This is a genomic window from Bradyrhizobium huanghuaihaiense (assembly GCF_025200885.1).
GTDB lineage: Bacteria > Pseudomonadota > Alphaproteobacteria > Rhizobiales > Xanthobacteraceae > Bradyrhizobium > Bradyrhizobium huanghuaihaiense.
In genome coordinates this window covers 8,486,877-8,512,150 of the sequence record NZ_CP104172.1, presented here as the reverse complement: position 1 = coordinate 8,512,150, position 25,274 = coordinate 8,486,877, and the positions used below count along the sequence as shown (strand labels likewise).

Sequence of the window (25,274 nt, the reverse complement as noted above, 5' to 3'; positions counted from 1 at the left end):
GGCATACAGCCCCCGCCACACGTGATTGAAGCTGCTCGTTCGCCCGTCATGGCATCTGCCTTCGCCGCGCGAACGAAGGTGCTTCCAATTCTCGAACTGGCATTGCTGATTGCCGCTTCGATCGCACCGTTCGTCCTGCGGGATTACATCACGGTCTATGCCACGCGAGTGCTCATCCTGTGCCTCTTCGCGTTGTCGTTCGACCTGGTGTGGGGCTATGCCGGGATTTTGAGCTTGGGCCAGTCGTTGTTCTTCGGGATGGCCGGCTACGGTGTGGCGCTGCTTTCACGCGACTTCGGCGTCGGATCGATTTTTGCCGTTCTTCCGGCCGGAACCCTGATAGGCTTTGTCGCGGCATTGTTGCTTTCAGGCTTCCTGCTGCTTGGCCGTCACCCCTCGAGTGTGGTCTTCGTTTCGCTTGGTACCATGACCGGAGCTTACGCAGCCGATCGGCTGGCTCGGGGTTCTCATTATCTTGGCGGCCAGAACGGTATCCCTTCGATCCAACCGATGACAATCGGCGCGCACGAACTGAGCGAGGGACGAGGATTTTACTACCTGGTTCTCGCTATTCTGGTTCTGATCTACCTTCTGTCGCGCTTTCTGCTGCGGTCGCAGTTCGGTCTGGCACTGGCCGGATTACGAGAGAACGAACAGCGCATCGCCTTCTTCGGGTACAAGGTGCAACATTTGAAGGCGATCATATTCGCAATCAGCGGCGCGATCGCAGGGACTGCCGGCAGCCTCTATGCGTTTCACGAGGGCTTCGTCTGGACAAACATGCTGGGCGTGGTCATGTCGACCCAGGTCGTGCTCTACGTCTTGTTCGGCGGCTCCGGGACATTGATCGGTGCGGTCATCGGCACCGCGATTGTCGAGGGCCTCAGCTTCTGGCTCTCCGACAATTATCGCGATATCTGGCCGATCATTCTCGGCGTTTTGCTGTTGCTCGTCATTATGTTCCGGCCCCTCGGCTTGATCAGCCTCGTGCTGGGTGAGCGTGAACGTGTAGGTCATTTCGGCCCGGGCCTGAAGGAGAAGCGCAATGCCGCTCCTTGAAGCCGTGGGCATCTCCAAGGTCTTTGGCAAGCTCACCGCGCTCGACGGAGCGGCGCTCACCGTCGGCGAGAGAGAGTTTCATGGCCTGATCGGGCCGAACGGCTCGGGCAAGAGCACGCTGATGAAGTGTCTTGCAGGTGCGCTCGTGCCGACGCAAGGCATGGTTACGTTCATCAATAATGACGTCACCTCGTTGACGCCGCCAGAGCGTGCGCGAGCGGGCATGAGCCTGAAATTCCAGATAACCGCCGTGCTACCGTCCCTCACGCTTTACGACAACATCCTGCTCGCGCTGCAGGCCCGGTCCTCACTGCTGGATCTGGCGTTCTCGCGCAGTCGGGGACGACTGCACGAGGAGGTCATGACGCTGCTCCTCCAGTTCCGGCTCGCCGATCGCGCCTTTGATGCTGCGGCGACCCTGTCTCACGGGCAGCAGCAATGGCTGGAGATCGCGATGGCGCTCGCATGCCGGCCGCGCCTTCTGCTCTTGGACGAGCCGACCGGTGGCATGAGCCTGGAGGAGCGCCGCGTCACGGGCGAGTTGCTGCAGCCGATCAAGCAGCATTGCTCGCTTGTCATCGTGGAGCATGACCTCGATTTCATCCGCGACATCTGCGACCGGCTAACCGTGCTCGATCAGGGCAAGGTGCTGGCGTCAGGGACGGTTGCCGAGATCCAGGCCAACAGAAGCGTCCAGGAGATCTATTTGCGCCGTGCCTGAATTCCTCAATATCAAGCATCTCGACGCCGGCTATGGACGCAGCCAGGTCCTGTTCGGCGTCAATATGGCCGTCCCGCCGCGCGGCGGTGTGGCCGTCCTCGGGCGCAACGGCGCTGGAAAGAGCACGCTCATGAAGGCGATCGTGGGTGAACTGCCGGCATGGAAGGGCGCCGTGCAATTCAACGGCCAAGACATCGATCGCCGGCGGACCGAAGAGCGGGTGCGGGCGGGCATTGGATATGTGCCGCAAGAGCATTCAGTGTTCACGCGCCTGTCCGTGCGCGACAATCTCGCCGTCGGATCGCTTTTGCACCGCGATGGATCGGCAGTGGACCGGGTGATGAGGATGTTTCCAAAACTCGGCCAGCGCCTGGATCAGCCGGCCGGAACGCTGTCGGGTGGTGAGCGCAAGATGCTCGCAATCGCCCGCGCGATGCTCGGAAACCCCAAACTCCTCCTGCTGGATGAGCCGACCGAGGGTGTCTGGATCGGCGTCATCGAGGAGATCACCGAGCGCTTGATCGAACTAGCCAGAGAGATCGCCATCATCATCGTCGAGCAACATCTCGATCTCGCAATGCGTGTCGCGGAGCACGCCTATGTGCTCGATCGCGGCCGTGTCGCGCTGTCGGGCCCGTCGCAACAGCTGCGCGACGACCCGCGGCTGTTGACGTATCTAGCGCCCTAGAGGCGTCCGGCCGCCACCTCACGCCCGAAAGATGGCGCGTTGAAGTTCCTTGAGATGACTGAACAGAGAGGGACGATGTCCAAAACCATCAGTGATTTTGTGAATGCGTGCCAAGTCATCGATGTCCATGAACATCACATGCCCGAGATCGCACACAGCAGGGACGTGAATCTTTTGAAACTGTTCCGGCAGAGCTATGCGGCTTGGACGAGCCACGTGCTGCCATCCGAGCCCAAGGCGACCGGCGATATGTTATCTACCGCTACCGAGCCAACCACCTGGGAGGCCCTTGCTCCGTTCCTGGAGAGCAGCGGCTCAAATGCATTCGTTCGTAACCTCACCGTTGGTGTCGCCGAGCTTTACGGTTTCGCCGAGACCGGAATCACACGCGACAACTGGGAGGCGGTAGACGCCTCAGTGCGCTTGCGCCACAAGGAGGCGACATGGCCAAGTGAAGTGATTGGGCGCGCCGCCATCGGGAGGATCGTAACGGACCCTTTTCTCGATCCGTTAATGGATCCGCGCCCGGGCCTTGGGCAAAGTTACGATGCGGTCCTGCGGATCAACGCATTCGCGCTCGGCTGGCACCCCGAATCCCGCGACCATAATGGAAATTGCGGCCATACGTTGCTGCGGCGCCTCGGCATGGAGGTGAAGACCTTCGAGGATTATTGCGACGCAATCCGCGAGCTCGTAGCCGGCTGCGCCCGGCGCAATCACGTTGCGCTCAAAAACGCGCTCGCCTATGACCGGGATCTAGGCTTTGACGAACCGAACGAGGACCTCGCTCGGCAGGCCTGGGGACAAAGGTCTCCATCCCCTGCGGCGCGCAAGGCGTTCTGCGACTTCGTCGTCGACTTGTTTTGCCAACTCGCAGGCGAGGCCGGCCTGCCAGTCCAAACCCACCTTGGAACGGCTATCATAAGCGGCTCCCACCCGCTACGTATGACAGCGTTGATTGAGCGTCATCCTCGGACCCGCTTTCTGCTGATGCATTTGGCCTATCCCTGGAGCCGGGACTTGTTGGGAATGGCCTTTGTGTACCGCAATGTTTGGCTTGATTTGTGCTGGTCTTTTCTGTTGAGCCCGTCACATTTCAAGCTGGCTCTGCACGAGGCTATTGAAGTCTTGCCCGATGAATCGCGAATGATGGTCGGAGGAGATTGTCTTCACGTCGAGGAGACGTTTGCCGCGATACAAGGCGCACGCCGGCTCATCGGCGAGGTTCTGAGCGAAAAAGCCGCGAGCGGTTACTTTCGATCCCGCGACGCAGAGCGCTTGGCGATCAGAATCCTTGGCGAGAACGCGAGGGAGTTTTTCAGACTGTCCTGAATGCCACCCTACGTTACGCGATTTTACCCAAATGCGAGCTGAGAGGCTGTTTGAAGCCTACAAATGACGGATAGCTTTTTCGGCTACCGCGCCGCCCGGAAAGAGCAGGGCGCGTGGAGATTGGCCATGAGCCAAAGGGAGATCAGTTCGATGCTGAATGATCACCGGCAACTCAGCCGCCGCCGCTTTCTCGGCAATTTCGCCTTTGCGTCTGCGGCCATTGCGGCCGGCCCGGGCAGCTGGGTGATCCGTCCTGACTGGGCCAACGCCGCCGAAGGCCCGATCAGGATTGGCATTGCGACCGACCTTACGGGGGCACTCGGCTTTGCCGGGAATACCGACGCCAATGTCGCTCGCATGGTCGCGAGCGAGATCAACGAGAACGGTGGTCTCTTGGGGCGCCCGATCGAGCTCCTGATCGAGGACACCGCGTCCAACGAGTCCGTTGCTGTTGGCAATGTCCGCAAGCTGGTTCAACGAGACAAGGTCGACCTGGTGCTCGGCGGCATTGCGAGCTCGATGCGCAACGCCATCAAGGACATCATCATCTCTCGTGGCAAGACGCTCTACATCTATCCGCAGGCCTACGAAGGCAGGGAGTGCACGCCTTATCTATTTTGCACCGGGCCGGTACCGGCGCAGAATTGCGACCGGTTCATTCCGTGGTTGATCAAGAACGGTGGCAGACGCTTCGCGCTGCCTGGATCGAACTACGTCTGGCCGCAAACAATCAATGCCTATGCGCGCAAGGTGATCGAGAGCAGCGGCGGGGAGGTGGTGTTCGAGGAATACTACCCGCTTGACCAGATCGATTTTTCGTCAACCGTGAGCCGCATCACGTCCAACAAGGTAGACGTGGTCTTCAACAGCGGCATTCCCCCGGGCGTAGGCTCGTTTTTCAAACAGCTTTATGAAGCGGGCTTTTCCAGGAATGGGGGACAGCTGGGCTGCGTGTACTATGACGAGAACACGCTGGAGATGAACCAGGCTCACGAGATCGAAGGCCTCGCCAGCAGCCTCGACTATTACAAGGCGCTCGCGGTGGAAGATCCGGTGAGCGCCAAAATTCAGTCGGCCTACGAAAAGCAGTTTCCTGGCAAGTTCCGGTTCTCAGCAGGGAGTGCTGCGACCGGCACTTATCGAGGACTGAAGCTGTGGGAAGCCGCAGTGAGGGAAGCCGGTACAATTGACCGCGAGGCCGTCGCTGCCGCGCTTGACCACGTCAAGATTGCCCAAGGGCCTGGCGGGCCGGCGGAGATGGTGCCGGGGAAGCGCCACTGCAGGATGAACATGTACATTGGCGTGGCAAAGGCCGGCCAATACGAGATCGTCGCCCGTAGCGCCGGCCTGGTCGAGCCGAAGGAGTGTTGAATGCCGCGTGTTGCGCGGGCGAGCTTCGCCGGCGCCGCGCGCGAGCCAATCGCGGGGGCTACTTCCCGCGATAGTTCGGCGGCCTCTTCTCAAAGAAGGCGTTCATTCCCTCCTTCTGGTCAGCTGTGCTGAACGCAAAGCGGATCGCTTGCCGCTCAAACTCGAGACCCACATCCAGCGTGGTCTGAAACGCGGCGAGAACGGCCGCTTTGGCAAGTTCAGCCGAGCGGGGAGGCTTTTGCGCGATCAGATCGGCTATTTCGAGCGCTCGCGTCTGCGCCCTTCCGCTTTCGACAACTTCTGCCACAAGACCGGCCTGCATCGCACTCCGCGCCGTGATGGATTGGCCGCTCAGGATCATCATCATGGCCACTGATTTGCCAGCCACGCGTGTTAGCCTCTGCGTCGCGCCGTCGCCGGGCAATATCCCGATGTTGATCTCAGGCTGCCCAAATACAGCCCCTTCACCTGCTATCACGATGTCCGCGAGCAGTGCCAACTCGTGGCCGCCGCCGAAGCAAATACCCTCGACCGCCGCAATGAGAGGCTTGGGGAAATTGGCGACATCCCGCCAGGCAGAACGCCGCGTGGAATTGTCGATTGCCTCAAAGCCGCGCTCCCGCATCTCCTTGATGTCGGCTCCGGCAGAGAAGAACGCATCGCTGCCACAAAGCACGACACAGCGGACATCCTCATCGATTGCGGCACGGCGTAAAATGGCGCCAAGCTCCACGATCAGCTCGTTGCTCAAGGCGTTTCGTTTTGATGTCCTATTCAGCGTCAATAGCCGCACGTGGGGCGCGACAGACGTCGCAAGGATGAGATCGGGCGTCTCGGACATGGAGCGGTTCTCCTGAAAGAATATGAGAACCACGCCTTAGACTGAAATCGATTTCTTAGCAACGAGCCTTCTTGAAGCCTGGTTTTGGCTGTTCGGCACCCCGCAGCCGCGGCGTGATCCGCCGAACGCGGCGCTGACGGTGAGCGGTGAGGCAGGCCTAATTCCGAAATCAGCTTGACTCCGCGGTTACCAATGCGTATGGATTATGAAATCGATTTCAGAAATCGCACCTAGAAGTACGCGATACTGCGGGAAACCGGAAGCAATGCGACCGGCGAGTGGGCCGCATCTGAAAGATCTCATCGACGATGCGACGGGTCTTGTGACGCCGCGCTGTCCAACAAGAACATCAGCTTCTTCAGAAGCGCGCTTAGAGCAACAGGAGGAAGGCTAGCCATGGGAATGGCACGGGATCTCGCGCGCGCTTTATGCGAGCCGCCGCGCAAGTCGGAAGCAACGATGGAGGCGTCCTGCGCCACTGGGCTCGTGCAATGGCCGCTCGTGAGGCGAGGTCCGCCAATGCGTGAAGCCAGGCGGGCTTTCCGCCGGCATCCCGGGCACCTTTTGCGCCTGTGCTTCCGCGGTCCGGCATGCTCAAGGCCGCCGCTCTCGTAGACCCGCGCGGGCGCAGTTGAGCCGACACGAGCGGCCGCTCGTTCTCGCGCGACCCGCAACATCATTAACGTCATCATTAGAGCCCGAGGACCCATGAACATCATTGCTCAGCCCAGTGCTGTCCCCATCCAGCTTGACAAGCAAACTGCCAATAAGCGGATGACCGCTGGCCTTGGAGGAGGGGTGGCGCTGGAGTGGTACGACTGGAATGTCTACGGCGTAATGGCAGCGTTTCTCTCGCCGCACTTCTTCCCTTCCGATGATCCCACCACCTCGCTGCTGGCGGGACTGGCCGTGTACGGGGCGGGCTTTTGCGCTCGACCGCTGGGCGCTGTTTTGCTGGGGCCGGTCGCAGATCGCATCAGCCACAAGCGCGTGATGCTGATCTCAGTCACGGCCATGGCGGTTTGCTCGCTTTTGATATCCTTGTTGCCGACCTACAAGGACCTCGGCGTCACGGCGGCGATAGCGCTGCTGATCATGCGGCTGATTCAGGGGCTTGCCACAGGCGCTGAAGCTGGTGTCGCCAACGCCATTGCAATTGAACTGGCGCCACCTGGAAAGGAGGGACACTACCTTGGTCTGATTGGCGGCACATTCATCCAGTTGGGAAACCTCGGATCCAGCCTGGTTGCCTTCCTGGTGAGCGCCTCGGTCGCACCTGAAGCCATGCGCGAGTGGGCCTGGCGCATACCCTTTGCAGTCGGTGGCGTGCTGGGCCTTTTGATCATCTATCTGCGCACGACGGTGCCGGAAACCTTGATCGATCGAGCCATGCATCGCCAAGACGAGTCTTCGCGCATTCAGGAAACCACTGGCGGTGTGTGGAAAACGCTATGGAGCGTCCGCCTTTCGCTGCTCGCCGTCATCCTGGTGATCGGGTCGGTGCAGATCGCAAACTATGCCTGGAACACCGGTCTGCCCAACATGGCTAACACGGTCTTCAAGGAGAATAGCACGTATGTGTACGGGATCATGACGCTGATGGTCCTGATCTGGATGTCAACGGCGCCTCTTGTCGGCACTTTCGCGGACAAGGTGCGACCATCGCGCGCGTTCACGCTGCTGCGCCTGTTGCTCATCCCATGCTTCTTCCTGACACTGCTCTATTCGGAAAAAGGCATCGTCACGTTCTTCTTTGTCACCGTGTTCGGCGGCGCGATCGTAGGCTTCAACATGGCCCTCTATAACTTCATCGCCACCACGCTGATGCCGCGCGCCGTGCGGACCACCGGAGTGGCTCTCGGCTATGCGCTCGGCGTCTCTCTGTTTGGCGGGACGTCACCCTATCTGCTGGTCTGGTTGCAACGCGAGCACATCGCCTGGATGTTTCCGGTCTACGGATCGTTGATCGCGCTCCTGAGCGTGCTGGTCTACCAGATCGCCAAGAAGCGCGGTCGCCTCTACATCGGTGAATGAACACGCTCTGCCCTTGCGCTTCGCCGTGCCCGCGACGGACGCAAAGCGTCCACGTCAGGTGCAAAACATAAGAGCTCGCGCGTATCTCTTCATGCCGGGCATGAGCATGGGGTCGGCGCAAGCGTCCTTGCGCGAGCAGTCATTCACAACAAACAAAGAATGCTTGCGAGGCACTGAGTTGCTGAAACTGGAGTCCGAAGCATGAAAGCACCTTCATCGCCCCACTTCACGCCTGTGGACTTGAAGCGATATTTCAACGCCAAGCGCGCAAATGTGGGTGAAGGGTTCGCCAACCGCCCGGGTGACACCGGCTGGATCGATTCGCTTCGCGGGCTCCAGACCCATCGCGGAATGCCCTTTCTCTTCGGCAGCGCAACGGGACCGGATGTGCTGGAGCTCCGCCCCGGGGCCCCTCCTGCCGTCATAGCGTTGCCGCCGACAATGGCGAGCTATGTGCTGTTCGTGCAAGTGGCGGCAGACCGCCCCAGTGCAAGCCCCGATGGTTTCGGAGAGATCGGCCCGGCTACGCTGCCTGTCGAAGGCAATCCACTCGGCGACCGGGTGGCGACATACGGGCTCCGCTATGCCGACGGCAGCGAGACCGACGTGCCGGTGCTGCGCCGCTTCGCGATCCAGCAGAACCACATCTCCTGGAGTGCGAGTGCGTTCGCCGCACTGCCGCTGCGCGGCCCCATCGTGCATGCAAGCACCGGCGAGGATTTTGTCCTCGGCAGAGCGCCGGGGGCGAGCTTCTTCCAGGGCGAGGCCCGCACCCAATCGGGACGCATGGATCGACAAGGTGAGAATCTGTGGCTTTACGCCCTCCCGAATCCTTATCCGGACAAGGAGCTTTCGGCGTTGAGCTTGCGCGCGGAACAGGAAATCTCGCTTGTGTTTGCGGTGACCACGACAGCGCTCACCCAGCACCCGCTGCGCCTCCAGGGCCGTCGCAAGCTGAAGGTGAGGCTGCCGCCCGGGGTCCATCTGAACAAGCTTGGCGAGCTCGATGTCGACGATCGGGGCGAGCAGATCGGCATGGACCTCGGCACGGTCGTCTCCGCCCGCGCAGTGCTCGAGTACTCCAGAGCGGATTGGCTGGGCGCCAAAGTTGATGTGCAGCCCGTGCGCTCCGGGAGCGAAGTCATCGTGGAGTACTCCGCGCATCCGGACGCAAGGCTCTATCTGCGGTCCGACGATGGCCGCTTGCACATGTTCGAGCTTCGATCGTTGGAAGGTGGCGGTAACGCAGGCGCCTCGCTCAATGTGGCGACAGTCGAACCGGCCACAAGGCCGGTCAAGATCCGCATCGTGGAGAAGGGCAGTGGCGTGCGTGTTGCCGCGCGGCTGCATGTCCATGGTGCGCACGGAGAGTATCTGCCACCCAAAGGACATCACCGCAAGGTCAATACCGGCAGGTTCGAGGACTTCTCGGGCGAATTTGCCAATGGGCTGAACCAGTACGCCTACGTGGACGGCAGTTGCGAGGCCGACCTGCCGCTCGGGCCCGTGTTCGTAGAGATCAGCAGGGGTTTCGAGGTGCGCCCGTTGCGCACCATCGTCGAAATCACTGCAACGACGGACAATCTCACCTTTGAGCTCGATCGTGTGCTGCGCTGGCGCGAACAGGGATGGGTTAGCTCTGATACGCACGTCCATTTCCTGAGCCCGCAGACAGCGCTGCTTGAGGGCAAGGCGGAGGGTGTCAACGTCGTCAACTTGCTCGCCGCACAGTGGGGCGAGCTATTCACCAACGTCGCCGATTTCGACGGACGCACGACGATCGGGGCAAAGGATTTCGGCGGGGACGGAGAATTCCTGGTTCGGGTCGGCACGGAGAACCGGATGCAGGTTCTGGGGCACATATCGCTGCTCGGCTACGAAGGTGAAATGATCAATCCGCTCTCTTGCGGCGGGTCCAACGAAGCTGCGATCGGCCATGTTCTGGAGGCGACCATGGCCGACTGGGCGGAGCGCTGCCGTCAGCAAGGGGGGCTGGTGGTCATGCCGCACGCGCCGAACCCGCAGGCGGAACGTGCGGCCGACATTGTGCTCGGCCTTGTCGACGCCATCGAAATGATGTCGTTCAACCCGCGGACCGCGCAGATCAGCGCATTTGGTCTCGCCGATTGGTATCGCTACCTCAACATCGGGTACCATCTGCCGCTGGTAGCCGGCTCCGACAAGATGGACGCGGCCGCACTCCTCGGGGGCTCACGGACCTATGTGCGGCTGGGTGAACGCGACTTCACGTATCGCAACTGGATGGATGCCATACGCAGCGGGGACACGTTCATCACTGTCGGGCCTCTGGTTGAGATGACCGTTGAAGGACGTCGCCCTGGAGGCACGGTGGCCCTTCCCCGTTCAGGCGGCACCCTCACGATCGACTGGCGGATCGAATCGGTCAGCGTTCCACCGGCCCGGGTGGAGCTCATATGTAATGGCACGGTCCTCGAGGAGGTTCGATGCGAAGGCTTGTCGTGCAAGGGACAGCTCTCCCTGCCCATCAGCGAGTCATGTTGGATCGCGCTGCGCGTTCGGGGCAGTGTCGCCGGACGCGAGGCCGACATTGCAGCGCACACCAGTGCGGTATATGTCAAAGTAGGCGGAATGCCCATCTTTGCCACCGCGGATGCAGTCTCGGTCCTTGCTCAAATCGAGGGATCGATCGCCTATATGGACACGCTCGCTCCCAAGTCCGACGAAGCGCGACACTCGCGGCTGCGAGCTGCCCTGGAACTTGCGCATCATCGCCTGCATCATAGATTGCACGAATTGGGCGCCAGCCACCACCATGCGCCCGTTCATTCCGTTCACGTTGAACGCGAGCATTGAGAAGCCTCTTGTGCCATTGACGGGCGCGCAGGTGGCGCATCGCATGCTCAGCCACCTCTACTTAACGGCGAATAATGGTATGGGGCGAGCAGCTTGCGTCACCGAGTCCTGGGACACGAAGGCCAGGCTACGGTTCTGCAATACTTATCAGGACCGTGGCCCGGTCAATGATCTCGACTGCGCCCGCGACGGGCCGGACGGACGCTGGAGCGCGGCGGGGCGCTCGATGACCGCATGACCAGCCGATACGGCAACACGACACTTCTCGGGACAGGACTTCCGGCAATGGCATTGATGAGATAATCGGCGGCTCCCCGGCCGATTTCTGCTGCCGGAACGCTGACCGTTGTGAGCGGCGGGTCCATTTGCGCCGCCAGCTCCACATCGTCAAATCCTGTGATGGAAAGCGTGGACGGTACGGCCAGCCCCATCTTGCGAGCCTCTGCCATTGCACCGATGGCAAGCGTGTCGGTGGTACAGATTACTGCTGTCGTGTCCGGATGATCGGTGAGGAGTTGACGAAGGGCACTACGGCCCTGGGCAAGCGAATAATCGGCCTTGACGATCTGGCTTGGCTTGAGCGGGAGACCGGCGTCCGAGAGCGCGCGCTGAATTCCCTCGAGCCTGGCGCGGGATCTGTCGTTGGACGCGGCGACAACGTTGGCAATCGCGCCGAAACGGACGTGTCCAAGCCTTAGCAGATACTCCGTCATCTCGCGGGTGGCGCTTTCGTTGTCGATTCCGATCGCGGGGATGCCGCCGCCGGCCTTGGCAACATAGGTGGTGATGACGGGTACGCCTGCCTGTTCGATCAGGCTCCTCAGCTCCCGTCCGTGGGAAGCTCCGACCAGCACGATTCCATCGATGCCGCGTTCAATGAGACTTTGCAGCTCCTGAAATTCACGCCGCTGGTCATATTGCGAGTTCGCAATGAACAGCGTGTAGCCGCTTTCGCTGAGGCGGTTCTGGAGCGCTTCTACGCCTTCTGCAAAGATACCGAGTGCCAGTGTCGGAACGATGACGCCGACGGTCCGCATGCGTCCCGATTTCAATGCTCTGGCTGCGCTATCGCGCGTGTAGGCCAGGTCATTGATATGCCGCATGACCTTGTCGCGAAGCTCCGGCCGTACGATATCGGGGTGATTGAGAACCCGCGACACCGTCGCCGGCGACACATTCGCCTTCCGGGCGACGTCCTCGATCTTCACGCGCGGCTGTTGGCGGCCTTTTGGCGCGATTACAGGTTTCTTGTCCATTTGCGTTGGTCAACCAGGAGAAGGAGAGGGTCTCCCCTCAAAAGGGTTAAACCATCACGAGCGCCACCTTCTCAAGCCCTCTATGCGAGCCGTCGGCGCTATTTTCTGGCCCTCTCATGCGCAGATGGAGCGGGATGAAGCGAATCTCATTCGAAAGTTGGTCGATTCGCTTGACTCCGGTTCTTGCGAAGCCTAAGTCTGAAATCGATTTCAGAAATCGAGAGCCAACAGCTCGATTTCAGGTCAAACCGAAAGCAAAGATGTATGGTCGATCTCTTGACGGGCATTCGTGTCCTCAGCCTCAATCACTTTCTGATGGGTCCGGTTGGCGTGCAGTTTCTCGCCGACCTCGGTGCGGACGTGATCGCCGTGGAACCGCCCGGGGGGGCCTTTCAGAGGAAATGGGGCGGGGCGGACAAGCGGGTTGACGGCCAATCGATGTTGCTTCTGACGGGAAACCGAAACAAGCGCAGCCTCACGCTCGATCTGAAAAAACCCGAAGCCGTGGTCATCGCAAGGCAACTGATCGCTAAATCGGATGTCATCGCAGAGAACTTCCGCCCGGGTGTGCTCGACAAGCTTGGTCTCGGCTACGAGGATGCAAAGAAGATCAATCCGCAGATCATCTATGCCGCTGCCTCCGGCTACGGACCTGACGGGCCCTATGTCGATCGCCCAGGCCAGGATCTCTTGATCCAGGCGCTCTCAGGACTTGCGATGATCACCGGAAGTCGCGAGCAGGGGCCGCGGGCTGTCGGCGTTTCCGCCATCGATCATCACGGCGCCGCCTTGTTTGCGGCGGGGATCCTGGCTGCCCTGGTGAGGAAAGCGCGGACGGGGCAGGGTTGCCGCGTCGATGTTAGCCTGCTGTCGGCTGCGCTCGACCTGCAGATGGAATCTTTTACCTGCTACCTGAACGGCCAAAGGCCTGACGACGTCCGCCAGCCGGGCCCGGTGGCCGGATGGTACTATGGCGCACCTTACGGCATCTATGCGACACGCGATGGACACATTGCGATCTCTTTGGGATCGCTGGAGGCGCTCTCAGGCGCGCTTGGCCTTCCGGCCGACCAGCGAATTCCTGACGAGCAGGCCTATCGCCGGCGGGACGAGGCCTCAGCCATCATTGCGGCCAGCGTCGCCAAACGCACAACCACCGAATGCATCGTCTTGTTCGAGGCGCGTGGAATTTGGCACGCTGCGGTGAACGATTATGCGGACGTCGTTGCGGATCCGCAGATTGCGCACAACAGAAATTTTCAGGTCGTGACCGGCGCGACCGGAACTCCCATCACCCTTGTCAGCCATCCGGTGCGCTACGACGGCGAGCAGCCGGACGTGCGTTTGCCGCCGCAAAAGCTCGGTGCGCAAACGGAAGAGATTCTGAAAGAGCTGGGCTATGACGCCGGGAAATTAAAGGATCTCTACGATACTGGCGCCATCGGTGCTGCGGACTCGCATCACTAAACGAACAAAGAGGATTCTCGAAAGTAGCACGCTTCACGTCAGGAGAGGCAGGGTGAGTGGCATAAACTTGCACGCGGCTTTCCCTGCGGCGCTGCTGACGAGGCTTGCTCCTCGGCAGCGATGCAAACCAAGCACGCTTGGAAGTCTGGTGAACACTAACCGTTCACGCCAGTCCAGGATCTGTTGGTAAAGAGCTTTAAATTGCCGCCAGGCCAAAGCCGCGCGGCGAGTATTATGTTGGACCAGAAGCCATGTCGGAAAGCCAATATCTGCCCGCGCGCGAGCGTATGCTGAAGCGCATTGCCGAGACTCGGGACACTGCACGCTCGGGCTTGCCACACTGGGCGAGTGCCGCAGACGGAAAATGGACGTTTACGCCCGATGGCGATTGGACCGGCGGGGCATTTGTTGGTGAGCTTTGGCTCGCGCATCTCACTGATCCCAGGCGGTTTCCAATCGAAGACGCGCGTGCTGCGCTAAGCCGAATGTTGCCGCGTGCCGAGCGGCTTACGGCGTTCAAGGGCTTCGGCTTCTATCATGCCGGCGCCCTCGGCAGCATCCTGTTCAAGGAAGAAAACGCGCGCGCGGTGGCTCTGACAGCAGCAAGGTCGCTTCGTGATATGTTCGATCCACACCTCGGACTGATACCGTTGGGCAGGGATGCCGAGGAGGCGAGCGCAGTCGGAGCCTCCGAGAGCAGCATCGACTCGCTCCAGGCGACAGGCCTGCTCTATTGGGCCGCGGACGAGCTTTCCGATGCCCGGATGGACGAGGTCGCCAATGCACATATGCGGCGTGTCCTGGAGATCCATGTGCGGCAGGACAATTCAGTTATCCAGTCTTCCACCCTTGATCCACACACCGGCAAGGTACTCAGAACGCACACGCACAAGGGATATAGCGATATCAGCACTTGGGGCCGGGCGCAGGGATGGGCGATCCTCTACACCGCTCACGCCGCCATGGTCCGCCCGGACGAACCGCTATGGCGCGACTACGCCGTGCGCCTTCTTGACTGGTGGATCGACCATGTCCCTTCAGATCTCATTGCCTTCTGGGATTTCGATGATCCGGCGATCCCCAACACCAGCAGGGATACTGCGGCCACTGCCATCGCTGCTGCTGCGGCGCTGCGCCTCGCATCCGCGCTTGGTCCTGAGCAGGGCGCCAAATATCGATCATTTGCGGAGCGCACAGTTACTCAGCTGAGCTCGAAATACCTGACACCGACTGCTCCCGATGACCCGCGCCCGCCTGGAATGCTCACCGGCGGCTGCTTCACCCGAAAGGCGATCGTGCGCGATATCGATGCGGCCCAGAACGTCGAGCTGATCTTCGGAAGCTACTTCCTGTTTGAATGCCTTGCCATCCTGACGGATCTGGTGTCGCCTGGCTGGATCTAGTGAGGAGGCGCGAAAGGGCTTCCAACGAGAGCAAAGCCTCAAACCAATCTTGTTTGTGACGCGACGCCAGTCAATCTGTCCAAAAAGTTCGACGGCATCGGCCCCACTCCTCGGATATTTGCGATGGGCTGATCGGGTTCGACGGCAACTGACTGCTTCCTGTCTGGAATCCTCTAGATGATAAATGCGAAAACTCCCGTCTATCGCGGCCTGTTCCCGGTCGCTCCGACGCCCTTTACGGAATCTGGAGATCTCGATCTCGAAGGGCAGCGGCGCGTGCTCGATTGCATGATCGATCAAGGCGTGGACGGAATCTGCATTCTGGCCAACTATTCCGAGCAGTTCCTGCTGTCGGATCAGGAACGCGATATTCTGGTCGATCTCTGCCTCTCGCATGTCGCGGGCCGCAAGCCCGTCATGGTGACCTGCAGCCATTTCAGCACCCAGATTGCGGTGCAACGCGCCCGCTATGCGGCCGAACGTGGCGCAAGCCTCCTCATGCTGATGCCGCCTTATCATGGTGCAAGCCTCAAGGCGGATGAAGGCGCCATGATCGGGCATTTCGGCCGGGTCGCGGACGCCGCCAACATTCCAATCATGGTCCAGGACGCGCCGCTCTCCGGCGTTACATTGACGGTCCCGTTTCTCGTCCGGCTCGCTTGCGATGTGCCGCTCGCCAGATATTTCAAGATCGAGGTGCCGTTTGCGGCTGCCAAGCTGCGCAGTCTGATCGAGCTCGGCGGTGAGATCATCATTGGTCCTTTTGACGGGGAGGAAGCCATCACCATGATGGCAGACCTCGATGCCGGTGCGATCGGAACAATGTCGAGCGCGCTGTTGCCTGATCTGCTCCGCCCCGTGCTCGATCATCACAAAGCGGGCGACAGGCAGGAAGCCGCTCTTGCATATGCAAGGGTGCTGCCGCTTATCAATTTCGAAAACCGCCAGTGCGGCCTGCGCGCCGCCAAGAGCGTAATGGCTGAAGGTGGGGTGATCAAATGCGAAGCTGTGCGGCATCCGCTTGAGCAGATCCATCCGGCGACGAGAGCTGGACTGATCGAGCTCGCGCGTGAGCTCAACCCACTGGCTCTTCGCTGGGGACATTGAGGTGCGGGCATGATTCGCCGGGAAAAAGTCACGCAGGCAGAACCTGTGTACCCCAAGATCAGGATGTTCATTGCCGGCGAATGGACGGAAGGGGGTTCGGATCGCTCGGAAAAGATCCTCAATCCCGCGACCGGACAGCCAATTGGCGAAACTCCTTATGCGTCCCGCGGCGATCTTGATCGTGCGATCATAGCCGCTAAGGAGGGCTTTGAGATTTGGCGGAAGGTTTCGGCCTTTGACCGATACAGGACGATGCGCAAGGCCGCCGATCTCATACGCTCGCGCGCAGCCGGCATCGCATCGATCATGACGCTCGAACAGGGTAAGCCGCTCACCGAATCGCGTGCTGAATCGCTCCTTGCTGCCGATATCATCGACTGGCTCGCCGAGGAAGGGCGGCGTGCCTATGGACGGATCGTCCCGGCGCGCTTTGGCAATGTTGCCCAGCTCGTGACCAAGGAGCCGGTCGGGCCGGTTGCGGCATTTACGCCCTGGAATTTTCCGATCAACCAGGCCGTGCGGAAGATCTCCGCCAGCCTTGCAGCCGGCTGCTCCATCATCGTCAAGGGACCTGAAGAGACGCCAGCGAGCTGCATGGAGCTGGTGCGTAGTTTCGCGGATGCGGGCTTGCCGGCGGGCGTGATCAATCTCGTCTTCGGAGTGCCATCCGAAGTTTCAGATTATCTCATACGCCATCCTATCATCCGGAAAGTCTCCTTCACCGGTTCGACCATGGTCGGAAAGCATCTCGCAGCCCTTGCCGGCGCCCATATGAAGCGCTCCACCATGGAGCTCGGCGGCCACGCGCCTGCCATCGTTTTCCCGGATGCCGACGTCGAGAAAGCCGCAAGAATCTTGTCGGCGAACAAGTTCCGCAATGCGGGCCAAGTCTGCGTCTCGCCGACGCGGTTTCTGGTGCATGACAGTATCTATCAAGATTTCGTTAAGAGGTTCGTTGCCGAGGCCAGCGCGATCAAGGTTGGCAATGGCCTTGAAAGAGATAGCCGGATGGGGCCGCTTGCCAATTCGCGGCGGGTCGATGCAATGGAGAGCCTTGTCGCGGACGCTCTCGATTGCGGCGCCCAGTTGCGCACCGGCGGCAAGCGTATGGGCAATACGGGGTACTTCTACGAGCCGACGGTCCTGACCGATGTTCCACCTCAAGCGCGCATCATGAATGAAGAGCCGTTCGGCCCTGTCGCGCCGATTGCGCGGTTTGCAACCTATGACGAGGTTGTCGCGGAGGCCAATCGACTGCCTTACGGGCTCGCCGCCTACGCCTACACGCGATCCGCCGCAACGATGGCCGCGATCGGGGCCGATCTCCAATGCGGGATGGTATCGATCAATCATCATGGGCTTGGGCTTCCCGAAGTGCCCTTCGGAGGAACGAAGGAGTCCGGCTTCGGTTCGGAAGGTGGCCTCGAGGCAATCGAGGGCTATCTCGACACCAAATTTGTGAGCCAGGCGAGCTAGAGCCGGACTACCAGATACAAAATCGGAGCAGAACGACTTCGTTAGTGCCGCCGGATAGCACTCAAGCGCTCCGCCCTTCTCCGCTGGCAGACCGGTACGTCTGCCTTCTCCCCAGACTTGAGCCGCTGTCGGAGAAATCCGGCAGCGGTCCTTTTCTTTGCTGGAGGCACACCTTCTTGTTCTTTCAGACGGGAGCAGAATGAGATACTTTGTCCGGCAGATCAGCGCGGACGGATAACAGCTGCGTGTGCCAAAGCCCTCAAGTATCCGCGCCAATGATAGGCCGCGAGCACCACGAATATTGGCGCGGCCCAGTATGACCATCGCCTGGAATTTCTCGGCGATGACCATCTCACGCGCAGAAGCGCGCGAGATGCAGAGCAGGAAGATCGTGGAGAACCGAGAGGTCCATTTCCAGTAGACCCGATTCGACCGCATCACCAAAGGTCATATCGATAACGATACGGGCCTTGGCGGTATCGACCAATGCGTCGACGGTGATACGCAGGCCGCCATGCTCGGTTTCCTCGCGAATGCGATTGACCTTGACGCTATTTGGATCGAACTCCACTCCATCGTCATAAGAAACACCCCCTGACTTCTTTGAAGATGCGGACCATCTCGTCCCAATCATCGCTCTCGATGCCGAGGCAGTCGAGGGGGCACCACGGACTCGTGGAAAAATGGCCCGCTTGGAGCCATACCAAGCGTCTACGATCGGGCCAGATGTGGTAGGGTCAGTCCACCTTTGCCTGCGACAACTGAGAGCTTGAGTTCCTGCGCGGCAGCATCCAGGACCGGCACGGAAACGGCACTCTCGCGCGCTAGGCGCACAGCACACTCGATGTCCTTTGCAGCATTTGCAATCGAGATTGCCAGTGCATCTGGTTTCTCTCCCAACAAGAAGGCGGCGAAGGCTTGGAATATTCCACTGTTCGTAGAGCCCCGACTGATCAAAGAGCGTAGTGTTACAAGATCTATCTGTAGACTATCCGCGAATTGGCAGACCTCAGCGGCGACCGCAGCTATGCCCATAGTCATGCTGTTGTAAACAAGCTTGAGCTTGTGGCCCTGTCCGACATCTCCAACATGCATAATGGTCTCGCAAAACGCAGCAAGAATGCGTTCAGCGACGGGAAAGAGTGTTGCATCCGATCCAACCATCGCATTGAGAAGGCCGAGCTCTGCTTGCTCGGGGCTTCGTGTTACTGGAGCATCAATAAAGCTTAGACCTCGTCTTTGCGCCGTTTTCGCCAATGTAATGGTCGATGCGGGATACGAGGTCGTACAATCAATTATCAAACTTCCTCGGCGCATGTGAACAAACAGTCCATCGTGATCGAGGCACACCGTCTCAACTTCGCGGCTGGACGGTAAGGACAACACCACCACACTTACATGCTGCGCCAACTCAGCGATCGACGCATGCTCGCGGGCCCCTGCACCTGTCAGGCGATCAGCACCGAGCCGGTTCTTGTTGACTTTGATGTGGAGTTCGCTTTGCTGACGCAGCAGGCTGATGCCTATACCTGTTCCCATGCGCCCCGCTCCGATAAGCCCTATGCTCTGCTTGATCGTTTTGGGAGCCGCGTTCGCTGATGATCCGTTGCTCATAATTTAGCATTCCGAAAAGAAGCCATGGCTTTGTAGGATGGGCAACAGCTCATGATGGTTGTTGATGGTGTAATCTGGGCGTGCGGCTTGCAGGCGCGACGCCGAAACAAATCCCCCGGTAATGGATATGCTTGTCAGCCCGAGATTGCGTGCGATATCAGTCTCGACGGGCATATCGCCGATGATGAAGGTTGACGATGGCTTCAGGTTGTACCTGTGCATATAAAGGCGAAGCCGCTCTCCTTTGCTCATCGATTTGTATTGCGTGGCGCGGCTTTCAAAGGCGAGCACGTCGGTGACGTAGGCATCTACTCCAAGTCTCCTCAGCTGGAGCTGTAGAGGCGCGACTATGTGGTTGCTGAGGATGATGAGTAGCGCAGATTCTCGTCGCGCTAACTCGAGCACTCTGCGCGCCCCCTCACGTAAATCGGCTTTATCCGCAAGAGGCTCGTATGTGTCGTGAAACAGTGCGCCCTCGTCACGCTCCACTGTCTCAACCTCCTCCTGCGACATTCCGAGGCCACGATAGAGACGAGAGAGGGGAACATCAAAATGCTCTCGAAAGGTGTTTATATCGATGATCGGACGACCGAAGCGGTCCAAAATTACGTTCGTCGTTTCGAGCACCGCGTACGTGTCATCGAGCAGTGTTCCGTTCCAGTCAAATACGAGAGTGGGTTTCATGATGCTGACCTCAGACTGGGATTGATGGGAAGAGCGGCCAGCAGAGCCTCCAAGTTTCCATCCGCGCGCTGCCGTCCAGCGGGGGTCGGCATCTCCAACGTGAAGGGTGACAAATCAATGCCCTCTAGCCTGTTGGCCAATATGGATACAAGGGCCCGGAAGGGCAGATAAGTGATTGTTGCTGCCTGGATCGCCGTCGCAATGCTGCTTTCAATGATTTTGAGGGCTGACGGATCCATCCTGTGGAAGCGAAGACACTGGGCGCGTAGTTCGGGTGGCAGTCGCTTCAACGCCTGCCAGAATGCGAGCTCATCTAGCGTATCAATGCCCATGCCGTAGTAATGTGGAGCAACTATAGGCGGCGAACCAATGGCCCAATGTACGGCTTTGGCTCCAGCGGCAAGGAGCATCGTTGTGACGGCTTGGCTGGTATCACCTCGAATGAGGGCCTCGTCGACAACTATGATGGTCCGTTTAGCGACGGCAGGTTCAGACACGCGATACTTCTGAGCAATGCGAGATTGTCGGGCCCCGGCTCTGCCCAGGAGCGTTCGCTCAAGAAATTGCGTTGCCACTACGTCACTACGCTCGGCGAGCACACCCTGTTCGGCGAGAGAGTCAAACAGACCATCGGCGTACGGCCCCCCAGTATTTGGCATGGAGGACACGATTGGCGGGATCAAGAGTGGGGCTGCTTGGAGTCGCTCCGCAACGATTCTCCCCAAGGCGAACCCGATGTTGTGACGGGTCTGGCGATGTGAATGGCCCTCGACCGACGTGTTCGGACTTCCCAAATAGAGAGTTTCGTAGGCGCAGACTTTGGCCTTACATCCTCGGCTGTTCAAGGTATGGTCAACTCTGCCGCCCGTCTTGGCGTCCACGCGCTGTATGCTCCCAGGCAAGAGCTGCTGGGTCTCCCCTTCCAACCCAGCGAAAGCACAATTTTCGGAAGCAAAGAGCAACAATCCATTACTTGTCCGCATAGTCTCCAATGGTCGCAAACCGCTTCGATTGCGATATGCAACAAGATCACCGTTCTTATCCAGCAAAAGCGCGGAAATGGCACCATCGATACGATTATCAAGCTCGCGAAAGATAGCTTCGTAGTCCGCGGGCAAGCCGTGACGCCAGTATTCTCGTTCGCAAGATCGTTCAATCCACCTCAGCAAGAGCTCGGCGTCTGTGTTGGTATCTAACAGTGGTCCTTGAGAGAGCAATTCGCTCCTGAGTTCATGAGCGTTCACCAAGGCGCCGTCCAGAGAAATCGCAAAATGGCGGCTAGGAATTGACTGCACGTCGCAGTCATCACCACCTCCGCTATGGATCTGCGCGATTGCTACATGAGGCCGAAAGCGCGGATCCTGTTCGAGGCCGTCAATGCGTACTGCATTATCTTTCGAGTGAAAGGCCCTCCCGTATCGGATCCCACGCTCTTGCATGAAAGCAGAGATCGCGACACCTGCTTGCCCACGGAGTGCAAGTGTCGGAATCATTTTCTTCAGCTGATCAATAACACGCGACGATGGTTCGCTTGAAGCGCAGAGAAACGCACCGGCGACACCGGACATATAGTCACCCACTTGTTAAGGAGCCGATCTGGCGGGGCGCCTCGCATGGCTAATGTGCCCTGTGAAGGCGGAAGTTCGCTTCATCCTTAAGCAAGCGTCGTACCACTCCTTTAAAAATGCTGGCTGGTAGTTCTAGAGCGAGGAGAATTGGAAGACGAGCCACTCTCAGTGAGTGTTGTGCGTCGTTCAGGCCCTCAGACGGTGTTCAAGATGCTACGACTGTGTGCGAAAAGCGCCACACCGGAGCGACAAGGTGCGAGTGCTTGAAGTCGTTGAAAGCCTTCCTGTGAACGCGAAGCGGAACCTGCAAATCCCAATCGTGTTGTCGGGCGATACGCACCACTACAGCCGATATTCAGGCAACGACGGCGTAACGCAGTTCATCACCTCCGGCGGCGGCGGAGCGTTTCTCCGCCCCACGCACCAGCTCGAGGACAACGTGGTTCTCGATCCGAAAGACGGCAACAAGTCATGGCTCGGCAGCCGGGTGACCGAACTCAAGCTCAAAACGAAGCCGGATTCACCGCACGAAGATTGCGAGGCGGCAGCCTGCTATCGAAGCAGGACGGAAGGCTTGGAATTGCTGAAAGGCAACTTCAGTTTCGTGAGCCTGAACCCCGGCTTCTGTTTTCTGCTCGGGGCAATCTACTGGCTGGCGGGGCTCGCAACGGTGCATCTCTGGCCGGACTCGCTGGTGCTCGTTCCGCTTCTCTTCGGCCTGGACTTCTGGGCCTATACCAAGCGCCAGGAAGGGAACAGCAGGGTTGTACAGTTGATCTCCGCGGCCAATGGCGCGGTGCATTCGACGGTCGCGATCCTTGCGGCGCTGTTATTCGATTATCTGAACGGCTGGCTTCCGCCGTTTGGAGGCTGGCACTTGCCGGGCATCGTTGTCTTCCTCGCCGAGATGACGCTCGTCGGCGCATTGCTCGGGGGCTACTGCTTCGGAATATACCTGTACCTCACGTCAGCCCGCTACAAGATGAACCACAATGACGCTTTCAGCTCCATGAGGCTTGATAGTCACCGCAATTTCCTGCGGATGAGGATCACGGAAGACGAGGTGAAGATCTACCCGATCGGCCTTACGCGTCCCCAAGCGAATGGCGCGTCAACACCGAGAAGAACGGCTCGCCACCGCCCGCGTATTTCCGGTAGATCCACTGTCTCCGCATTTGATTGAAGGGGTCGATTGTCGTCAAAGCGCTGGGGAAGCCGGTCAACGTCGCCACTTCCAATGCTCCGAGCGGGAAGTCCACGGCTTAAGAAGCTCCGGCGGCTATCTGCGGCTTACGGTGAGGCTGGTGCCCGGCGCCTTGCGCGAGGGATCGTAACCGAAAGCCGGGACGTTTTGGCCCGGCGCGCCTGCGCGTAGAGCCCGGTCAGCTGTTGTTGACGCGCCAGTATTTCGCCCGTGGCGCATATGATAGGCTCACAAATTGGTGGGGTGCCGTACAAAGAAGCTGGTGGATGATCAGGTGAGAGGAATGAGACATGCGCTTCAAGCGTTCTGAAGGCCTGACGGCCTCCGAGAATTTGCTGGCAGAACTCTGCGACAGATCATTCCTGAAGCTTTGGACCTATCCCAACCTGTTCAAGAAATCACCGGGCAAAGAGCTGATTGATCTCCTGGTCGTATTCGGAAGCGACGTCATCATCTTTTCAGATAAATCGTGCAGCTATCCAGACACAGGCGACGCCGATCTCGATTGGTCGCGCTGGTACAGACGGTCGATTGCGGACTCGGCGCACCAGATTGCACAGGCGGAGCGTTGGATACGGTCGTGCCCCGACAGGGTATTCTTGGACGCGAAATGTACTGAAAAGCTTCCGATCGAGCTGCCGAACGCGAACGATATGAGGGTGCATCGCATCTGTGTCGCGCTGGGTGCTCTGGATCGTGCGGAAGTCGAAACGGGGACACGTGCACTGAAGATCGAACCAGCCGTGCTGAACGACGCCATACGGTTCACCGTAGGCCGGACGGACAAGGCGTCTGGCTGGGTACATGTGTTCGACGATACGAGCCTAACGACGATTCTTAGCGAGCTTTCGACGATCAAGGACTTTATCCACTATCTCGACAGCAAAGTCGCCTTGATGGAAACGGGCAACTTCAAGTTCGCGGAAGCGGAAACCGATCTTTTGGCTCGTTATCTCTGGCACAACCGGACATTTCCGGCGGAAGAAGGACCATACCGGATTGTGCCCAACCTTTGGGAGCAGGTGGAGTCATCGCCAGAGTTTCTGGCGGGCCGGGAGGCAAATGAGGTCAGCTATTTTTGGGATGGGCTCATTGAATACATTTCCGATCATTACCTGAACGAAACGCTTGAATTCGGCAATGAACTCAGCATGTCGGATCATGAGCGCACAGTTCGGATAATGGCGGGGGAGACGCGGTTCTTTAGAAGAATATTGTCCAAGGCTATTCTCGAAAGAGCGGAGATAGCTAAAAAACATGCGATCAGTACGTTGCTGCCGTCGGATCAAAGCGATGTCAGCTACGTGCTGTATATTGGGCGCGGTGATCAAGGAAAGGATCACGCTGCTTATCGTGCCGAGCGCGCCAAGGATCTTCAGCTGCGCTGCGTAGCTGCAAAGGCAGTGAACCCAGAGAAGCGATTTATTGTGGGAATCGCAATGGACGCCCGGGGCGTGAAAGGATCATCGGAAGACTTCTTCTTCATGGACACTGTGGATTGGACCGCGGAAGACATCGAAAAGGCTCAGAAAATGAGGACCGAACTCGGGTACTTCAAGGCCGGCAGCGCTATCATGTCCCGTCTCTCGGAGGATGAATATCCGGGCAGCCAGAAAGCGGTTGATGTTCGAAGACTGGCGCATGAGCTCTCGGGCCTGACAGTCTCCGAGTCGCTTGAGCTGGCAGCGATGCTCAAGGCGGCATGGGTTCTGCCCGATACCGGTAACTAGACCGCACGCGGAAAGAATCCAGCAGAAATGCCCCCGAAGGGGCATCTTGTGTATCTCTCCGGCGAAGGCCGCCTTGTGTAGTTTGCGAGGCGGCGTGAGGATTTGACCTTAAGTCTAGCTTTAAGGTCACGTCGGGAATGCAGGTCAATGTGTTGGGCGCCGAGCGTCGGCGGCGATGGAGTTACGACGAGAAGGTCCGCCTTGTCGAAGAGACCTTGCAGCCCGGCGAGACGGTCTGCGGGGTGGCACGCCGGCACGGGGTGGCTCATAGCCTGCTGTTCACCTGGCGTCGACAAGCGCGCCAGGGGCGACTGGGCGGAGATGCTGCGCCTGCTCTTGTTCCCGTCGAGATCACACCTGTAGCGGCTCCGATCTCGAGCGGCGCACCACAACTGGCGTCTTCACCGCCTGCGCAGCGTGCAAGGGCTGGAATCATCGAGATTGAGCTCGGGGGCGGCTGTCGTGTTCGCGTTGACCGTGACGTGGACGTTGAGGCGCTGCAGCAGGTTCTTGAGCTCTTGCGACGACGATGATTCCGATTCCGAACGGCGTCAGGGTCTGGATCGCGACCGGCCACACCGATATGCGCCGCGGCATGCGAAGCCTGGCTCTTACGGTTCAGGAGAGCCTGAAGCGCGATCCCCATGCCGGCGATCTCTACATCTTCCGGGGCCGCAGCGGCGATCTGGTCAAGATTCTCTGGCATGATGGGCTGGGCATGTCGCTCTATGCCAAGCGCCTGGACCGCGGCAAGTTCATCTGGCCTTCGGCGTCGGACGGCGCGGTATCGATCTCAGCGGCGCAGATGGCCTATATGCTGGAAGGGATCGACTGGCGGAATCCACAACTGAGCTGGCGACCGAGAAGCGCGGGGTGAGCACAAA

21 protein-coding genes are annotated in these 25,274 nt (G+C 59.4%); 15 read left to right on the top strand and 6 right to left on the bottom strand.

What is annotated here, in order from left to right; genetic code table 11:
* Positions 1–48: 48 nt before the first annotated feature.
* The 5 genes from N2603_RS39810 to N2603_RS39790 all read left to right on the top strand — a co-directional run bounded on the left by N2603_RS39810 (position 49) and on the right by N2603_RS39790 (position 5,171).
* Positions 49–1,059 (top strand): branched-chain amino acid ABC transporter permease, encoded by a 1,011-nt coding sequence (locus N2603_RS39810; RefSeq protein WP_260424377.1) that lies wholly within the window; start codon positions 49–51, stop codon positions 1,057–1,059.
* Entirely contained in the window at positions 1,046–1,780 is a 735-nt protein-coding gene (locus N2603_RS39805; RefSeq protein ID WP_260386474.1) for an ABC transporter ATP-binding protein, read from the top strand. The genes N2603_RS39810 and N2603_RS39805 overlap by 14 nt, the downstream gene beginning before the upstream one ends.
* Positions 1,773–2,468: an ABC transporter ATP-binding protein gene (locus N2603_RS39800; protein ID WP_260386473.1), complete on the top strand. Its 696-nt coding sequence runs from the start codon at positions 1,773–1,775 to the stop codon at positions 2,466–2,468. Before N2603_RS39805 ends, N2603_RS39800 begins: the two co-directional genes overlap by 8 nt.
* Positions 2,469–2,543: 75 nt before the next feature.
* The gene (locus N2603_RS39795; RefSeq protein WP_260386472.1) at positions 2,544–3,800 is read left to right on the top strand and encodes an amidohydrolase family protein; all 1,257 of its coding nucleotides are present in this window, start codon (positions 2,544–2,546) and stop codon (positions 3,798–3,800) included.
* Between the two features lie 150 nt (positions 3,801–3,950).
* Positions 3,951–5,171, top strand: a complete 1,221-nt coding sequence (locus N2603_RS39790; protein WP_260424376.1) for a substrate-binding protein — start codon at positions 3,951–3,953, stop codon at positions 5,169–5,171.
* A gap of 58 nt (positions 5,172–5,229) precedes the next feature.
* Here N2603_RS39790 and N2603_RS39785 read toward each other — a convergent pair whose 3' ends face one another.
* A complete protein-coding gene (locus tag N2603_RS39785; protein ID WP_260386471.1) occupies positions 5,230–6,012 on the bottom strand; it encodes an enoyl-CoA hydratase-related protein in 783 nt (260 codons plus the stop codon).
* Between the two features lie 708 nt (positions 6,013–6,720).
* On the opposite strand from N2603_RS39785, the gene N2603_RS39780 reads away from it, so the two are divergent.
* Positions 6,721–8,046, top strand: a complete 1,326-nt coding sequence (locus tag N2603_RS39780) for an MFS transporter (RefSeq protein ID WP_260386470.1) — start codon at positions 6,721–6,723, stop codon at positions 8,044–8,046.
* Positions 8,047–8,247: 201 nt separating this feature from the next.
* Positions 8,248–10,881, top strand: a complete 2,634-nt coding sequence (locus N2603_RS39775; protein WP_260386469.1) for a CehA/McbA family metallohydrolase — start codon at positions 8,248–8,250, stop codon at positions 10,879–10,881.
* Positions 10,882–11,045: 164 nt separating this feature from the next.
* Here the strand turns inward: N2603_RS39775 and N2603_RS39770 are convergent, their stop codons facing one another.
* Complete coding sequence (locus N2603_RS39770; protein ID WP_027574674.1) at positions 11,046–12,137, bottom strand: LacI family DNA-binding transcriptional regulator; 1,092 nt, start codon at positions 12,135–12,137, stop codon at positions 11,046–11,048.
* A gap of 264 nt (positions 12,138–12,401) precedes the next feature.
* Between N2603_RS39770 and N2603_RS39765 the strand changes: the two genes are divergently transcribed.
* The 4 genes from N2603_RS39765 (at position 12,402) to N2603_RS39750 (ending at position 17,590) form a co-directional block, all read left to right on the top strand.
* A complete protein-coding gene (locus tag N2603_RS39765) occupies positions 12,402–13,604 on the top strand; it encodes a CaiB/BaiF CoA transferase family protein (protein WP_260386468.1) in 1,203 nt (400 codons plus the stop codon).
* Positions 13,605–13,855: 251 nt separating this feature from the next.
* Positions 13,856–15,007, top strand: a complete 1,152-nt coding sequence (locus tag N2603_RS39760; protein ID WP_260386467.1) for a hypothetical protein — start codon at positions 13,856–13,858, stop codon at positions 15,005–15,007.
* 177 nt (positions 15,008–15,184) lie between these two features.
* The gene (locus tag N2603_RS39755) at positions 15,185–16,114 is read left to right on the top strand and encodes a dihydrodipicolinate synthase family protein (protein WP_260386466.1); all 930 of its coding nucleotides are present in this window, start codon (positions 15,185–15,187) and stop codon (positions 16,112–16,114) included.
* A gap of 9 nt (positions 16,115–16,123) precedes the next feature.
* Complete coding sequence (locus tag N2603_RS39750) at positions 16,124–17,590, top strand: NAD-dependent succinate-semialdehyde dehydrogenase (RefSeq protein WP_260386465.1); 1,467 nt, start codon at positions 16,124–16,126, stop codon at positions 17,588–17,590.
* Between the two features lie 352 nt (positions 17,591–17,942).
* Here the strand turns inward: N2603_RS39750 and N2603_RS39745 are convergent, their stop codons facing one another.
* The 4 genes from N2603_RS39745 to N2603_RS39730 form a co-directional block, all read right to left on the bottom strand.
* The gene (locus tag N2603_RS39745; RefSeq protein ID WP_260386464.1) at positions 17,943–18,161 is read right to left on the bottom strand and encodes a hypothetical protein; all 219 of its coding nucleotides are present in this window, start codon (positions 18,159–18,161) and stop codon (positions 17,943–17,945) included.
* 140 nt (positions 18,162–18,301) lie between these two features.
* Positions 18,302–19,204 carry an NAD(P)-dependent oxidoreductase gene (locus N2603_RS39740; RefSeq protein ID WP_260386463.1) on the bottom strand — a complete coding sequence of 301 codons (903 nt, stop codon included), beginning with the start codon at positions 19,202–19,204 and terminating at the stop codon, positions 18,302–18,304.
* A gap of 3 nt (positions 19,205–19,207) precedes the next feature.
* A complete protein-coding gene (locus N2603_RS39735) occupies positions 19,208–19,888 on the bottom strand; it encodes an HAD family hydrolase (protein WP_260386462.1) in 681 nt (226 codons plus the stop codon).
* On the bottom strand, positions 19,885–21,456 hold the full coding sequence (locus tag N2603_RS39730; protein WP_260386461.1) for an amidophosphoribosyltransferase: 1,572 nt from the start codon (positions 21,454–21,456) through the stop codon (positions 19,885–19,887). Before N2603_RS39730 ends, N2603_RS39735 begins: the two co-directional genes overlap by 4 nt.
* 259 nt (positions 21,457–21,715) lie before the next feature.
* On the opposite strand from N2603_RS39730, the gene N2603_RS39725 reads away from it, so the two are divergent.
* From N2603_RS39725 to tnpB, 4 genes are all read left to right on the top strand, one after another.
* Positions 21,716–22,639, top strand: coding sequence for a hypothetical protein (locus tag N2603_RS39725; protein WP_260386460.1), 924 nt, complete (start codon positions 21,716–21,718; stop codon positions 22,637–22,639).
* A 311-nt stretch (positions 22,640–22,950) separates the two neighbouring features.
* Positions 22,951–24,390 carry a hypothetical protein gene (locus N2603_RS39720; RefSeq protein WP_260386459.1) on the top strand — a complete coding sequence of 480 codons (1,440 nt, stop codon included), beginning with the start codon at positions 22,951–22,953 and terminating at the stop codon, positions 24,388–24,390.
* Positions 24,391–24,527: 137 nt separating this feature from the next.
* Positions 24,528–24,923: an IS66-like element accessory protein TnpA gene (gene tnpA, locus N2603_RS45135; protein WP_074132534.1), complete on the top strand. Its 396-nt coding sequence runs from the start codon at positions 24,528–24,530 to the stop codon at positions 24,921–24,923.
* Entirely contained in the window at positions 24,920–25,267 is a 348-nt protein-coding gene (gene tnpB / locus N2603_RS39715) for an IS66 family insertion sequence element accessory protein TnpB (protein WP_247278613.1), read from the top strand. The genes tnpA and tnpB overlap by 4 nt, the downstream gene beginning before the upstream one ends.
* Positions 25,268–25,274: the final 7 nt, after the last annotated feature.